The organism is Synechocystis sp. FACHB-383 (assembly GCF_014698605.1).
In the GTDB taxonomy this organism is placed as follows: domain Bacteria; phylum Cyanobacteriota; class Cyanobacteriia; order Cyanobacteriales; family Microcystaceae; genus Synechocystis; species Synechocystis salina.
On the sequence record NZ_JACJTJ010000045.1, the window covers coordinates 132,438 to 147,702 of the forward strand.

The 15,265-nt window shown below is 43.2% G+C and carries 10 protein-coding genes; 6 read left to right on the forward strand and 4 right to left on the reverse strand.

Annotation, left to right across the window (positions count from 1 at the left end; translation table 11 throughout):
• Positions 1 to 21: 21 nt before the first annotated feature.
• A complete protein-coding gene (locus H6G45_RS14130; RefSeq protein WP_190599043.1) occupies positions 22 to 1,410 on the reverse strand; it encodes a gluconeogenesis factor YvcK family protein in 1,389 nt (462 codons plus the stop codon).
• Positions 1,411 to 1,601: 191 nt separating this feature from the next.
• On the opposite strand from H6G45_RS14130, the gene H6G45_RS14135 reads away from it, so the two are divergent.
• The 6 genes from H6G45_RS14135 (at position 1,602) to H6G45_RS14165 (ending at position 13,539) form a co-directional block, all read left to right on the forward strand.
• Positions 1,602 to 3,209 (forward strand): 2-isopropylmalate synthase, encoded by a 1,608-nt coding sequence (locus H6G45_RS14135; RefSeq protein WP_190599044.1) that lies wholly within the window; start codon positions 1,602 to 1,604, stop codon positions 3,207 to 3,209.
• A gap of 253 nt (positions 3,210 to 3,462) precedes the next feature.
• On the forward strand, positions 3,463 to 6,972 hold the full coding sequence (locus H6G45_RS14140; RefSeq protein WP_242018180.1) for an EAL domain-containing protein: 3,510 nt from the start codon (positions 3,463 to 3,465) through the stop codon (positions 6,970 to 6,972).
• A gap of 106 nt (positions 6,973 to 7,078) precedes the next feature.
• A complete protein-coding gene (locus tag H6G45_RS19305) occupies positions 7,079 to 7,351 on the forward strand; it encodes a hypothetical protein (protein WP_199309774.1) in 273 nt (90 codons plus the stop codon).
• The gene (locus H6G45_RS14150) at positions 7,348 to 7,743 is read left to right on the forward strand and encodes a type II toxin-antitoxin system VapC family toxin (protein WP_190599045.1); all 396 of its coding nucleotides are present in this window, start codon (positions 7,348 to 7,350) and stop codon (positions 7,741 to 7,743) included. Before H6G45_RS19305 ends, H6G45_RS14150 begins: the two co-directional genes overlap by 4 nt.
• 300 nt (positions 7,744 to 8,043) lie before the next feature.
• Entirely contained in the window at positions 8,044 to 9,651 is a 1,608-nt protein-coding gene (locus tag H6G45_RS14160) for an NCS2 family permease (RefSeq protein ID WP_190599046.1), read from the forward strand.
• A gap of 363 nt (positions 9,652 to 10,014) precedes the next feature.
• Entirely contained in the window at positions 10,015 to 13,539 is a 3,525-nt protein-coding gene (locus tag H6G45_RS14165; protein ID WP_190599047.1) for a UvrD-helicase domain-containing protein, read from the forward strand.
• Between the two features lie 120 nt (positions 13,540 to 13,659).
• Here the strand turns inward: H6G45_RS14165 and H6G45_RS14170 are convergent, their stop codons facing one another.
• From H6G45_RS14170 to H6G45_RS14180, 3 genes are all read right to left on the reverse strand, one after another.
• Positions 13,660 to 14,193 (reverse strand): hypothetical protein, encoded by a 534-nt coding sequence (locus H6G45_RS14170; RefSeq protein WP_190599048.1) that lies wholly within the window; start codon positions 14,191 to 14,193, stop codon positions 13,660 to 13,662.
• 28 nt (positions 14,194 to 14,221) lie between these two features.
• Positions 14,222 to 14,677, reverse strand: a complete 456-nt coding sequence (locus H6G45_RS14175) for a hypothetical protein (protein ID WP_190599049.1) — start codon at positions 14,675 to 14,677, stop codon at positions 14,222 to 14,224.
• 163 nt (positions 14,678 to 14,840) lie between these two features.
• On the reverse strand, positions 14,841 to 15,200 hold the full coding sequence (locus H6G45_RS14180; RefSeq protein ID WP_190599050.1) for a hypothetical protein: 360 nt from the start codon (positions 15,198 to 15,200) through the stop codon (positions 14,841 to 14,843).
• Between the last annotated feature and the right edge of the window lie 65 nt (positions 15,201 to 15,265).

The following is a 15,265-nucleotide window of genomic DNA, read 5'->3' on the forward strand; positions in this document are numbered from 1 at the left end:
AATCTTTCAAACTGAAACCCACTACTGGCCCCCGTACCAGCGCATTAACACCCTGGCTAATCGTTGGGGGTCGTGGCGCACCTGATGGCTGGTTTCGTCTTCCTGCATTACATTGGCCAGCACAATGCGGCAACCCTTTTGGATCACCGCTTCCCGGTCGAGGTAAACGGGGTGGGAATCTTCGGCGGCGTATTTTTCCAACACGGGGGCAGAAGGGGGATTTCTTTGCACCAGCACGGCATCGTAGAGCCTTTCCGCACAGACCTGATCGATCGCCGTTAAATGGTCCGAGACCGTGTAATTATCCGTTTCCCCCGGTTGGGTCATCACATTACAAATGTATATGCGGGGCACCTGGGCCTTGGCGATCGCCGCTTGAATTTCGGGAATGAGTAAATTGGGCAAAATGCTGGTGTATAAACTGCCTGGGCCAATGATGATGTAGTCGGCCGCTTTAATGGCCTTGAGCGCTGCTGGTAGGGCCTTGGGGGATGCCGGTACACAACCAATACGCCGAATTTTGCCCTGGGCTTCAGGAATATTTGATTCCCCTTCCACATAGCGCCCGTCTTCCATCTCCGCCCATAATCTGACATCATCCAGGGTGGCTGGTAACACCTTCCCCCGCACCGCTAACACCTTCGAGCAGGCGATCGCCGCCATTTCCAAATCCCCGGTAATTTCCGCCATGGCAGTGAGAAACAAATTACCAAAGCTGTGCCCCGACAGCCCATCCCCCGCTTTAAAACGGTATTGAAACAACTCCGTTAATAACTTTTCTTCGTCCGCCAGAGCCCCAATACAATTGCGGATATCCCCCGGGGGTAACATGCCCATTTCCCGCCGTAAACGTCCTGAGGAACCACCGTCATCCGCGACGGTAACAATGGCCGTGATATTGGCGCTGTAGTGCTTCAGACCCCGCAAAAGGGTGGATAGACCAGTACCGCCCCCCACCACCGCAATTTTGGCCCCTTTGTTGAGACGACGGTGGGCCAAGAGTACATCCACCAATTCCTGGTCATTGTCCGGTTGTAAGACCTCGGAAATGGAACCAACGGTGCGACTTTGGCCCCAAAACACAAAAAAAAGCCCCAGGGCCAAAATCAGGGGACCGGAAACGTAGTTGGGCAGAAGATTGGTTAAAAATCCGAGGGTACTGGAAACAAATTCCGTAATGCGAAAAATCGGCGTTAACTTGATCCAGATGGCTAAGCCCAAAAATATCAAAGTCAGACCCACGGCACTGATTACCATCCAACGTTTGACAAATAGCCCCGGAGCCATCCATTTGAACCAACGATTCACCCTGGGGGGAGTGCGCTGGGAAACCCGATCGCCCAACTTCCGTTGTTCGGTCTTGAACTTGCGCATGGCAGACTTAGCGGACTTAAAGCGGCTATGGCTCATGGAACAGGGATGAAGGCAACGGCTGGGCAAAAAAATTGGCCATGGGGCAAAAAAGTAAATTACTCCTTACGCACTACGGGGAAACTGGTCGCTACCGATTTTACCCCCTCAAAGCATGCCAACGTCTAGATAGACAAGATACAATCAGAATCTATCTGTGTCTTTTTCACCCTTGAAAAGGTGCGTTTATTATGAGTAGTCCGGCTGATCGTATTTTGATTTTCGACACCACGCTTCGGGATGGGGAACAGTCCCCCGGAGCTACCCTGACCGTGGAAGAAAAACTATCGATCGCCAGGGCCCTATCCCGTCTGGGAGTGGACATCATTGAAGCTGGTTTTCCCTTTGCTAGTCCGGGGGATTTTGAGGCGGTGCAGAAAATCGCCCAAACGGTGGGCACAGAAAACGGCCCAGTAATTTGCGGTTTAGCCCGGGCCACAAGGAAAGATATTAAAGCGGCGGCGGAAGCCTTGAAACCGGCGGCCAAGCATCGCATCCATACTTTTTTGGCCACTTCTGACATTCACCTGGAGCATAAGTTAAAGAAAACCAGGGCCGAAGTGTTGGCGATCGTGCCGGAAATGGTGAGTTATGCCAAATCCTTGGTGGATGACATTGAATTTTCCCCCGAGGATGCCGGGCGCAGTGACCCAGAATTTTTATACCAAGTGTTGGAAGTGGCGATCGCCGCCGGGGCCACCACCATTAACATCCCCGACACGGTGGGCTACACTACCCCCGCCGAATATGGCGCTTTGATCAAAGGCATTGCCGATAACGTGCCCAACATTGACCAAGCAATTATTTCCGTCCATGGCCACAATGACCTGGGCTTAGCGGTGGCCAACTTCCTGGAAGCGGTAAAAAACGGAGCCCGCCAACTGGAATGCACCATCAACGGCATCGGTGAACGGGCCGGCAATGCGGCCTTGGAAGAATTGGTCATGGCCTTGCATGTGCGGCGCAGTTACTTCAATCCCTTTTTGGGGCGGCCAGCGGATTCCACCGAGCCCCTCACCAACATTGACACCAAACATATCTACGCCACTTCCCGTTTAGTGTCGGAATTAACCGGCATGATGGTGCAACCCAACAAGGCCATTGTCGGAGCCAACGCCTTTGCCCATGAGTCTGGCATTCACCAGGATGGGGTGCTGAAAAATAAGCTCACCTACGAAATCATGGATGCGGAATCCATCGGTTTAACCAATAACCAGATCGTCTTAGGGAAGCTATCCGGTCGGAACGCCTTTGGCACCCGCTTAAAGGAATTGGGTTTTGACCTCAGTGAAACGGAATTAAATAATGCCTTTATTCGTTTCAAGGAAGTGGCGGATAAACGCAAGGAAATCACCGATTGGGATTTGGAGGCCATTGTTAACGACGAAATTCGTCAGCCCCCCGAACTATTCCGCTTAGAACGGGTGCAGGTTTCCTGTGGCGAGCCTGCCGTTCCCACGGCTACCCTGACCCTCCGTACCCCCATCGGCGGGGAAGAAACCACCGTGGCGATCGGGACAGGCCCCGTGGACGCAGTTTACAAAGCCATTAACCAGATTGTGCAACTGCCCAATGAATTACTGGAATATTCCGTCACCTCCGTCACGGAAGGTATTGATGCGTTGGGCAAAGTTAGTGTGCGCCTACGCCATCAAGGGGTAATTTACACCGGCTATGCGGCCAACACTGACATCATTGTCGCCTCCGCCCGGGCCTATCTGGGGGCATTGAACCGTCTCTATGCAGCGCTGGAAAACCAAAAATCCCAGGGCCATCCCCCGGTGGTGGCCTCTCTGTAACAAACATCACAATTTGTTGCTAAACTTCTCCTGCAACCCATGGGTGATGGGGGAAAGACCTATAATTTGGCCATGATCCCCGGGGATATGGTGACTCCGGGGAGGTGTTTTTTTAGCTGAAATACGTTGGATGAACATTTGGTCTCGTTTCAAGCTCCCCACTTTGCCATGGTGGGTTGCCAAATCAAGGGGCTTACCGCAGTTCTTTGCCTCGACTCGTCTGGGGATAGAGGTTGGGCAGGATGATAAATCGATGGGCAATGATTTGGAGCGTCAACAACAAAGGGAAATTCACCAGCTCAAACAACAGTTGAAGGCGGCAGAAACGACCACAGCAAAATTAGCCCAGGAGTTGGCCCGGCATCACCAACGGGGTTTACCTTCCCCACAAAATAATACGTCAAGTCTGCAGACAGCCCTCGCGCGTCTGGGGCAATGGGGTTTGCTTAGCCATGATTTATACAGATTTTTTGATCAAGCCACCGAGTTAATTAGTGCCACTTTGGGGGTGGATTATTGTGGCATTTGGGAACTTTTACCCAACCGTTCTGCCCTACTGCTCTGTGCTGGGGAGGGCTGGCAACAATCCCTAATCGGGAACTACACCATTGATGCCACTGACCGTTCCTACGCCGGTTATACCATCCGCTATAACGGCGATCGCCGGGTGGAAGACTACGAGCCAGTGATTGCCCTGGATCTGAGGTTGAGTACCAAATTTCGGGCCTCCCCTTTATTGCATAACCTAGGCATTATCAGCGGGGTCAATGTGATTGTGGCGGGGCCGAGAACGGCGTTTGGGGTGCTGGGCGTTTACAGTCTCACCACCCGTGAATTTACTGACGAGGAAGTTGATTTCCTCACGGTTGCGAGCCATATCCTGGCCGCTGCCATTGACCGCCAGGAATACGAAGAGAAATTACTGTTGTTGGAGCAGGCGATCGACGCTAGTTCCAATGGGATTCTAATCACCAATGCCCTCGATGCCGATAATGCCGTGGTTTACGTCAACCATGGTTTTGAAACCATTACTGGTTTTAGCCGTGAAGAAGTGATGGGGCAAAACTGCCGCTTTCTGCTCGACGAAGACCGCCAAGGGGAACAGGGCAAACAGTTAGCCATACTCCGCTCGGCGATCGCCCGTGGCCAAAAATGCGAAGTGGTGCTGAAAAATTACCGTAAAGACGGGGTGCCTTTTTGGAATCATTTATACTTGTCCCCCATCTATAACCAGCACAATTTTTTAGTCAACTTCATCGGCATCCAAACCGATGTCACTAAACAGAAGCTCACAGAACAACAACTACGGACCAGCCAAGAATTTTTCAGTAGGATGATCGTCACCATCACCGATGGGCTATTAATTGTCGATCAAGAAGGCATTATTCAATTTGTTAACCCCGCCGCCAAGCAGATGTTTAAACGACGGGAAGGGGAACTGCTGCAGCAACCCTTTGGGATTCCCTTTGTGGCGGATCAGGTGACCGAAATTACCCTCACCCCCCTCGGCGGAGATGTAGTGGTGGCGGAAATGAGGGTGTCCCCCATCCATTGGCAAAAGGGTAAGGCCTTTTTGGTTTCCCTGCGGGACATCAGTGAACAACACCAAGCCCGCCTGGCCCTAGCGGAAAGTGAAAAAAAATACCGCCACATTGTGGAGCTAACCTCCGAGGGAATTTGGATTTTAGACCAAGACCAACAAACTACCTTTGCCAACCAGCAATTGGCGGATATGTTGGGCTATTCGGTAGAGGAAATTTTAGAGAAAAATATTACGGCCTTTGTCCTTGCCATTCACCATTTGCCGGAGTCGCAAAACAGTCATCAAGAGACTTTGCAATCTTTCCCTCGCTGTATGTTGCCCAACCATTATCAGGTTTACGACGTCCAACTGCAACGGCGAGACGGTAGTGTGCTCTGGGGTTTGGTGTCCCGCAGTGCGTGGTATGACCAATGGGATAATTACCGGGGGGAGCTGGCCATGCTGACGGACATTACCAAACGGAAATCCGCCGAGCAGGCCCTGTCCGCCAGTGAGCAACGCTTGGAGGGAATTTTAGGCTCCATCCAGGATGTGGTTTGGTCCGCCGATGCCGCTAGTTTTGCCACCCTTTACCTCAATCCCACCACCGCCATGGTCTATGGCCAACCCCTGGAGGTGTGTTACCAGAGCAAAAATTTTTGGTTTGAACGGGTTCATCCCGGCGATCGCCCTTTGCTGGAATATCACCTGCAATTACTAATGGAGAAAGGCCAGACGGAGTTGGAGTATCGCATTGTGCAACCAGGGGGCAAGGAGCGGTGGCTATTTCGCCGTAGTCAATTGGTGCGGGATGCCCAGCATCAACCCCTGCGTATCGACGGCATTGACAGTGACATCACTGAGCGTAAATCGGCGGTGGAAAAACTCCACTACAACGCCAACCATGATTCCCTGACTAATTTGCCCAATCGGCTAATGTTCCTCGATCGCCTGGGCCATGCTCTGCAAAGAAATTTACGTCGTCAGGATTTAAGGTTTGCGGTGCTATTTCTGGATTTAGACGGCTTTAAAATTATCAACGACAGTTTGGGGCACACCTGTGGGGATTTACTACTCCAGGGCATTGCCCATCGTCTGCGCCAATGTTTGCGGCCGGAGGATACCTTGGCCCGGTTAGGGGGGGATGAGTTCACCATGTTGATTGAAAACATCACCTGTCCCGAAGATGTGATCGCCGTGGCCCAAAGAATTCACCAGGAATTACAAAGGCCGTTTAACTTGGACGGCCAGGAAATTTTCACTAACACCAGCATTGGCATTGCCCTCAACCATCCCCACTATGGCCATCCCCAAGATATTTTGCGGGACGCAGACACCGCCATGTACCGAGCTAAGGCCGCCGGTAAGGGTCGCTACGCTATTTTCAACCAGACCATGCACCACCATGCTGTGCAGAGGCTCCAGCGGGAAAATGATCTACGGCGGGCCATTGCTCGCCACGAGTTGCAGTTATATTATCAACCGATTATCTGCCTCAAAACTGGACAGTTACAGGGGATCGAGGCCCTGGTGCGTTGGCATCATCCCGAAGAGGGTCTGCTCCTGCCGGAAGAGTTTGTGGCGATCGCCGAAGAAACGGGCTTAATTGTCCCCATGGGGGATTGGATTCTCTGGGAAGCGAGTCGGCAATTATTGCAAATTAAAGAAAAATTTCCCCACATTCCCCATCTCCAGGTAAGTGTTAATGTTTCCGGCCGTCAATTGCGCGACCAACGGCTCATCCAAACGGTGGATCAAATTTTGGCCATCACCAACTTGAGGCCCCAGGACCTCAAACTGGAAATCACCGAGAGTTTATTGATCGATAATTTGGACTTGGCCACCGATGTGTTGACCAGTTTACGCCAGAGAAATATCCAGATTTCCCTTGATGATTTTGGCACGGGTTATTCTTCCCTCAGTTATCTGCACCGCTTTCCCATCAACACCATTAAAGTGGACCGGTCCTTTGTGAACACCATGGAGCCCAACGACCAAAACACTGCCATTGTCCACACCATTGTGACCCTGGCCCACACCCTCGGATTGGATGTAATTGCCGAAGGCATTGAAACTGAGCGGCATCTAACCCAACTTCATTGGCTGGGATGCGATGCGGGGCAAGGATATTATTTTGCCCACCCCATCCCCTCAGAGGATTTGCTGGACTTTTTAGCAATTCAAATGCCCCGTTGGCTTATGCCGGTTGTGACTGAATTACCCCCGCTTAAGCCAGCTTAGTGAACCAAATCTCCATGGTCAGAAAAATGACTGTTTTTCCCCAGGGATGGAGTAGCCTTTTTATGTTGAGCCGTTGATCAACTCGGCTTACCGCTTCCTAAGTGCTATGAATACTACGGCGATCGCCGGGTATATTGAAAAAACTCCAACCTGGAGACCAGTAATTATGAACTTACAAGAGATTCAATCGCAAATCCTAAAATTACCTACCCAAGATAAATGGGAACTGGTTCAAACGCTTCTAAATGCTATCCAAAAAGATACTACTGACCTCAAAAAAAACTCAAAAAAAACCTATCCTCTGCGCGGCTTACCTATCACTATTAGTGAAGATTTTGATGATCCCATGCCAGAATTGTGGGAGGTATTAACGGAATGATTCTCCTTGATACCCATACTTGGCTGTGGTTACTTCACGATCCTGATCAATTATCGACCCCAGCCCAGGGCATTATTACCGAATCTGAAAACAACAATAGCATTCTTATTTCCAGTATTTCAGTCTGGGAAATTGCCACTAAACAAAGCCTCAATAAACTGCAACTTCCTCTACCGATTCACGAATGGTTTGAATTAGCCAAACAACAACCTGGCACAGTTATTGAACCTCTTTCTCCTTCCGACGCAATTGATAGTGCTAATCTGCCTGGAAACTTTCATAAGGATCCTGCCGACAGAATTTTAGTGGCGATCGCCCGGCGGTACGAAATCCCATTGATTACCTGTGACCAAAAAATCTTGAGCTATTCCCATGTCAAAACTATTTGGTAAAGCCTAATTGCCGAGGGCATTGAAACAGAAAAACATCTAACCCAACTTCATTGGCTGGGATGCGATGCGGGGCAAGGATATTATTTTGCCCATCCCATCCCCTCAGAGGATTTGCTGGACTTTTTAGCAATTCAAATGTCCCGTTGGCTTATGCCGGTTGTGACTGAATTACCCCCGCTTAAGCCAGCTTAGTAAACCAAATCTCCATGGCCAGAAAAATGACTGTTTTTCCCCAGGGATGGAGTAGCCTTTTTATGTTGGCTGCTAGTTGGCCCCGTTCACCATTTCATTAACAGGCTTATGACTGCTCTGGCGATCGCCCCCCGTTGGTTTGTCAAACAGGACATTGATGGCTTCTTTGGCCTGGCGGTGAACAACTTGGTGCAGATCCTGGTGATTGTGGGATTGACCCAATCAGTGTTGCAATTTCCCCCCACCCTGATCTACGGGCGTATTTTACCCAGCATTGCCATTAGCCTGATTGTCGGCAACTTTTATTACAGTTGGCTGGCCTATCACCAAGGAAAACGGGAAGGACGGGATGACATCACCGCTTTGCCCTACGGCATCAACACAGTCAGTTTGTTTGCCTATATTTTTCTGGTTATGCTCCCGGTGCGATTATTGGCGATCGGCTCTGGGGCTAGTAGTGAAGCGGCGGCGGAGTTGGCTTGGCAGGCGGGCTTAGTGGCCTGTTTTGGCTCCGGTCTGATCGAATTGGCGGGGGCTTGGGGAGCGGATTGGTTACGGCGCTATACCCCCAGGGCCGCTCTACTTTCCACCCTAGCGGGCATTGCTTTGACTTTCATTGCCCTTGGTTTTTTCCTTCGCACCTACGCCCATCCCTTGGTGGGCATTTTGCCCTTGGGGGTCATTCTGCTCAGCTATTTCGGCAAGGTTACTTTCCGGTTACCGGGACTAAAATTGGCTATTCCCGGCGGATTGATGGCCATTGTGCTGGGGACCATTCTGGCCTGGGCAACGGGATTGGTCACTTGGGATGCTCAACAGGTGGAAACGGCGATCGCCCCCTTGGGAATTTATCTACCCAGCCTGGATCTGGCCAGCCTCTGGCAGGCGAAGGGAGTATTGGTCAGTTATTTCAGCATCATTCTGCCCATGGGACTGTTTAATTTGGTGGGTAGTTTGCAAAACCTGGAAAGTGCGGCGGCGGCGGGGGACGATTATCCCACGGCACCTTGCTTGGCAGTGAATGGCCTGGGCACCATTGTGGCCGCCCTATTTGGTTCCTGTTTTCCCACCACCATTTACATTGGCCATCCTGGTTGCAAAGATATGGGCGCAAGGATTGGTTACTCCTGGCTTAACGGTTTGGTGATGGCGATTTTATGTCTCACTGGCAGCCTTAGTTTATTGGTTTATCTCATTCCCATCGATAGTGCCATGGCGATCGTGCTCTGGATTGGCATCATCATTGTCAGCCAGAGTTTCAGTGCTACTCCGGTTAATCATTACCCCGCTGTAGTGGTCGGCCTATTACCGGGCATTGCCGCCTGGGGTGCCTTAGTGGCCAAAAATTCCCTCCGGGTCGCAGGTCTAGGCACTCCGGATAATCCCATTACTCCCGAGTTAGTGCCCGCTTTTCAACAGGCAGATTTGTTTATTACCGGGGCCTTTGCTTTGGAACAGGGAGTAATTTTCTCGGCCATGATCCTCGCTGCTATGACCGTTTACATCATTGAACAGAAATTTGGCCTAGCTGCCCTCTGGGCGATCGCCGCTGGGGTCCTATCCTGGTTGGGATTAATGCACAGTTACCGCTGGACTGGGGCCGACACAGTCATGGCCCTGGGTTGGGGCGCTGGAGCCAGTTGGGCAGTGAGCTACTTTTTGCTCGCTCTCTTATTGGTTTATGTGCAATGGACTAACCCAAAACAGGAAAATTAAGCTTTAAGAAATGAAATTTTCCCACCTACGAAGCAATTTGCCGCATGATGATTGGACTAGAAAGTTTTCAGATTAGTTTTATCGCTCTTTTATCAACAAAAATTTAGATTTTAAGCTAAAATACTAGCCTATTAGAGATATTTTTGAAAAATAGCAATGTTGCATGCGGGATTAAAACGGAGATTGATTAAGATGCTTGGAGTCAACTCTACAGCAGTACAAGTCAACCTCTTACTCCCCCGAAAGGCAAGGGGAAGAATCCTGGCAAAATCGCAGTTAAGGTGATTAATCACTACGGCGATGAAATTTTACAAATTTATTCTATTTAGAAATTTTCTCGTACATTAACAAAGGAGTGTTTAAATGATTTTTGATGGAGTTTATATTGAAAATAGTACATGGTTGTCTATATTGGAATGTCCAGCATTTAAAAATAGACTAGATAAGCTCGTTGAAATTATATCCGAACATTATGTAAATCCTTCAAGCATAGGAAAACAAATAAGACATATAAGTGGTAACCAATGGAAAATAAGATTAAACAGTCATCTTAGACTTGCCTATGAAATTAGGAGCAACAATCAAGGATATTTATTAATAATTGGTAGAGTATTAACACACGAAGAAGGCAATCAACTTCATCAAGAAAAGTATATTTTCCCTAGCATAGAAGAGATGATGCATATTTTCGACAATGAAAAATTTGCGGAAAATGTGGAAGAAAATTCATATATTGAGGAAAAGCAAACACCACTATATCGTGAGTGGAATTTATTTCATCATCAGAGATTGCTAGAAAATGAAAATTCTGATTTGCCATGGGTTTTACATAATGAACAACAAAAATATTGCACATTGCCTGGACCGGTTCTTTTGAAGGGTAATGCGGGGAGTGGAAAGACAACCATTGCCATGTATAGACTGATATCATCTATTAACCAATCATTTGAAAATCCAGAAAAGAATAGATTATATGTGACTTATACCAAGCAATTATCAAGTCACGCAAAATATTTATACGAGCAAATATGTCTTAATATTAATGTGAGTCAGCCTATTTTTTTAACAATTGATGAATTATGCTTTAAAGTCTTGAATGAATTTGGCGATCAAAAAGATAGACTAAGTTTTAATCTAAATGATAAAATGAATTTTGAGATTTTTTGTAAAATTCCTGCATTTAGAGGAAATAACAAATGTCAAATTGATACTTTGTGGGAAGAGATAAGAGGAATCATTAAGGGACACGAAAGTATTGATGTTCTAAATACTAATTGTCTAACTCTTGAAGAATATTTAAATATTCCATACAAGCAAGTTTTTCTGAATGAAAATGAGAGAAGACATTATTATAATGCATTTCAAAAATACCAAAAATATCTTAGTAGTAATGGACTATGGGATGAGTTGGATCTATCACAAAGAGCATATCAAATAATAATTAATAACAAAAAAAATAATAGATATGAAGAGATAATTGTTGACGAAGTTCAGGATTTGACCTCATTTCATATTCGCTTAATTCTTGAACTTAGTTCAAATTATAATGGTATATTTTTTGCAGGAGATATGCATCAAGCAATTCATCCAAGTAGATTTGATTGGAAAAAAATAAAAGCTTTAATCTACTTATATATTAACGATTTATTTAAGCAAAAACAATCACATGAAAAATTTACTCCAAAACTGGATGAAGTCAATGTAAATTTTCGCTCACCAGAACCAGTTGTTAATTTTGCTAATCATATAATTGAGTGGAGAAATACACATTTTCTAGATAATCAAAAAGAGAACAGCCTAAAAGCAATTAACATTGGAGAACCTATCTATATTCTAGAAAAATTCAAGAATTTTGAAGATTCTAAAAGTTTTAACCAGAAACTATCCCATAAAGTTATGATTATTGTATGGGATGATAAGGCAAAGCTAGAGTTATCAAAGCATTTTAATAAGGGAGCAATATTTACAATACATGAATCTAAAGGTTTAGAAAGAGACTACGTAATTTTATGGCAGTTTTTTAATAAGAGCAAAAAATATTGGAACTATTTATCTTCTGATAAACAAACAAATGAAAAATATATTCGATATCAGTATAAATACCTGATAAACTTACTTAACGTAGCTATAACTAGACCAAGAAAAGTTCTATTAATTATTGATGAATATATTCCATATAATTGGCAACCTATTAGATTAATTCATCCTGTAAAAGGAAAGTTAGCACAAGATAAATTTAAAGAAATAATTAATATTCAAAGCTCTAATCAAGATTATATAAATTCTGCATGGGAATTAGAAGAAGCAGAATTATATGAACAAGCAGCAGATATTTATTTGTTAGCCAATACTCCTCAATATGCTCAGCGATGCCTGGGACACTTAGCAAAAAAAAGAAGAGAATATATATTAGCTGCTGATTTCTATAGCAAGTCTAACTTATCAAGCTTAATAGTAGATGCTCTTGAATGCTACGGGCATCATGCCCTTATCAATGGAAATTATCTAGAGGCGTTTGATTACTATAAGGCAGCAAATATTTCTGCTGAAAGAGTTATTGGAAAGTGCCACGAAATCGGAAACTATCGTGATGCTTTTATAATTCTGATGAAATCACCTGATTTGATACAAAAAAATTCAATGCTAGACTTTAATTATTATCTATCAGATGAGAAAATATTAGCATCTTTAACAGACTTATATAGTGAAATATATAATGAGATAGCAACAAAAAACAATCTAAACTTAAACATTAATCTACTAGCTCAATATTCCCAATCAAGATTATTTTACTTGCACAAAAATCATAGTGAATTAATTGATAAAACAGAGTACATAATCCACAATTGGAATAAATATCTCATCTTAATAAAATTTCTCAAGGAGGAGTTTTTAAGTAAATATATTATTGTTAATGAGAGTATGACAGACGATAAAGTACAAAAAATTAAATCATTAACTTCATATATAGACCAAATTGAGAAAAATGTAAATGCTATTAAAGTTTTACATAAAAAATTCATAAAAATTCAAGATTGTATTAAGAATGTTAGAATTAAAAATTCGTATTCAAGCATTAATGCAATTACATTACTGGATAAATCTTTTTGCTCTATTCACAAATTTACTTTAACCAAAGTTGAGTTATTCCTAAATTTAAACAAATCTCCTGTTTTTAATAATGTTTTAAAACTTATATTATTTATTATTACACTTATAGAAAATCAACGGAATAAATACTCAAGTATTTTACTTTTCAATCAAATTATTATGTTTTTGGGGTACGAAAGCTTATCTCTTAATAATTTTGAAAATAATTACTTGAAAATTCAATATGATTTTTACCAATCATCAAAAACTCTAGAAAATTATTTGAACCAACTTTTAACCAGTAAATTAATTGATAATATATCAAATATCAAGGCAATAGAAACTATTAAATTGCTCAAAAAGAATATATCAAATATTTATCTGACAGATAAATATGGTTTGTCTTTCGAAAAAATGCAAATTATTAATACTCTAGATTTAGTATATAGTGATCAACAAAAAGATCGATTTGCTCGTACGGATAAAGAAATAAACCTAAAAAATAAAATATACAAAGAAGTCGACGCACTATTTTCAAATTGGAATTTATACAAAAATACTAATGTTAAATTAATTACTCAACTAACTAAAATAAATACTAAAAATATTAACCTTAACTTGTCAGAATTTATTGAGAATACAAATGATAATTCAAGGTTATTGAACCTAAATATTTTCTTAGATGAACTCCTTTATATATGCAACTCAATTAACTTTGCAGAAATTGAATATCTAAATAATAACTATTTAGATTTGAATAATATTATTGAATCTTGTAAAAACATAAATTTCTTCTGAAAGGTATTTGATACAGCGACTATCGCTTCAGTTTGACCAACTCAAACGCTACCCAAATTAATAGTTCCTTTAATAGAAATGAGAACGATAAATAAATCAGTAAATAAATCAGGGGTTTGATTAAGGAAAAGCTAAAGGTGGATTGCCTATATATAGACTGGGGGGATTTTCCAAAAATTTAATTCTTTGACCAAATACTTTATTAACATAGGTAGCCAAGCCCAGGTCAGAAAAGACATAGGGATACTGGAGAGCAGAAGTAGATATTGTTATTCCTTTAAGAGTATGAGCTATTTTAACTGCGTCATAAACTATTGATGCGTAACTAAAATTTGTTATTTGATGTAACTGTCGAAGTTGCTCTAGTGGATTAGTTTCGTATCTTACAACATGAGCTACAAAAGTTCTTTCTTCAATATGCACGTAATCAAGACCGTCATGATTACTTTTTTCATCGGGTGAGTTAATATAAATATATCTCATATGTTTGGATTCATTTTCCTTAAATATACCTAATCCTCTTTTATTTTTACCTCCACTAGTTTTCATATAAACAAAGTGAGAATCAGCTTCATTTAAGTAATCTACCATCGAACGATAATCCTCTTCCATTTCGCTAGATGGATATTTCATTGATTTTTTAATTACTTTCATACTTAGTATCTCCAAAATTAGAATGAAACTACAAAGCGGGGGGATTATCTAGAAATTTTATATCCTTACCTCTGTTAACATACCTTGCTAACTCTAGTGTCACAATGGTTGATACATGATTAAACGTATCACTTGGCAATTCCATGCCTTTAGCACACTCGGCAATTTCCATTAGATTATAAATCATCTTAACGTAGGGAATATTGGTCGCTTTATGCAATTGTCGGAGTCGTTTAATTGGATGATCTTTATACCGTACAACTGAAGGAATAATAACTCGCCCATTAAGATTAACGTAACAAGAACATTCGTCACCTTCTTCTTCTGGAGTTTTGAATTCTATGCAACGTATATTGTAAGGATCATCTTCCAATTTTAAAACTAATGCCCTTTTAGGCATATCTTCAACCCCATACATAGACGTGAAATAACATTCAGCAATGCCACTTAAATAGTAGGCAACGGTTAAGTAATCTTCTATCATTCCAGTTTCTTTACCTATACTATGTCTTCTATGATACCTTAGAATTGTCTTTGTTTGGCAATCGCCTAGCTTCTATTTAACGAGTCCTTCCATCAAGGTTTGAAGCCCTCGTTGGTGTTGGCTCAATTTAACCCTATGATTAAAAAAAATGCCAATTGAATTTTTAGAAAAATAAGCCTGGCAAAGCTCTATCTGGAGTTTCAGGACAATTAAATTCTAAATTTTTGCGATCAACCTTTTGAAACTCTTTTTTCTGTTTGAGAGCCATTCGAGCTGCCCATACAGCGTCCTGTTCATTGTTATACATCCATTTGATAATTTCATCAAAATTTTGAATAATATTCTCATCATAATTCTCTGCATCAAAAATTAGGCGCTGAATAGACTTAATCGCTGGCAGACTATGCCTGTGATATTTTGGACCAATAGATTTTTCATGACTATCAAGCTGGCTAGCATCACATTGAGAAAAAGCATGGGCGCACATATCGAAAAATAAGTTTTTATATTTAGCAGTCGTCATAGTTTTTACCTCTCTAGTTCCAACGATTGTTATCTTATCGCATGGCATCAATGATTTTGGGGTTT

Bases quoted from the DNA above. Each gene is read 5' to 3' on its own strand.
- H6G45_RS14130 (WP_190599043.1), bottom strand. From the start codon at position 1,410: ATGAGCCATAGCCGCTTTAAGTCCGCTAAGTCTGCCATGCGCAAGTTC.
- H6G45_RS14135 (WP_190599044.1), top strand. From the start codon at position 1,602: ATGAGTAGTCCGGCTGATCGTATTTTGATTTTCGACACCACGCTTCGG.
- H6G45_RS14140 (WP_242018180.1), top strand. From the start codon at position 3,463: ATGGGCAATGATTTGGAGCGTCAACAACAAAGGGAAATTCACCAGCTC.
- H6G45_RS19305 (WP_199309774.1), top strand. From the start codon at position 7,079: ATGAATACTACGGCGATCGCCGGGTATATTGAAAAAACTCCAACCTGG.
- H6G45_RS14150 (WP_190599045.1), top strand. From the start codon at position 7,348: ATGATTCTCCTTGATACCCATACTTGGCTGTGGTTACTTCACGATCCT.
- H6G45_RS14160 (WP_190599046.1), top strand. From the start codon at position 8,044: ATGACTGCTCTGGCGATCGCCCCCCGTTGGTTTGTCAAACAGGACATT.
- H6G45_RS14165 (WP_190599047.1), top strand. From the start codon at position 10,015: ATGATTTTTGATGGAGTTTATATTGAAAATAGTACATGGTTGTCTATA.
- H6G45_RS14170 (WP_190599048.1), bottom strand. From the start codon at position 14,193: ATGAAAGTAATTAAAAAATCAATGAAATATCCATCTAGCGAAATGGAA.
- H6G45_RS14175 (WP_190599049.1), bottom strand. From the start codon at position 14,677: ATGATAGAAGATTACTTAACCGTTGCCTACTATTTAAGTGGCATTGCT.
- H6G45_RS14180 (WP_190599050.1), bottom strand. From the start codon at position 15,200: ATGACGACTGCTAAATATAAAAACTTATTTTTCGATATGTGCGCCCAT.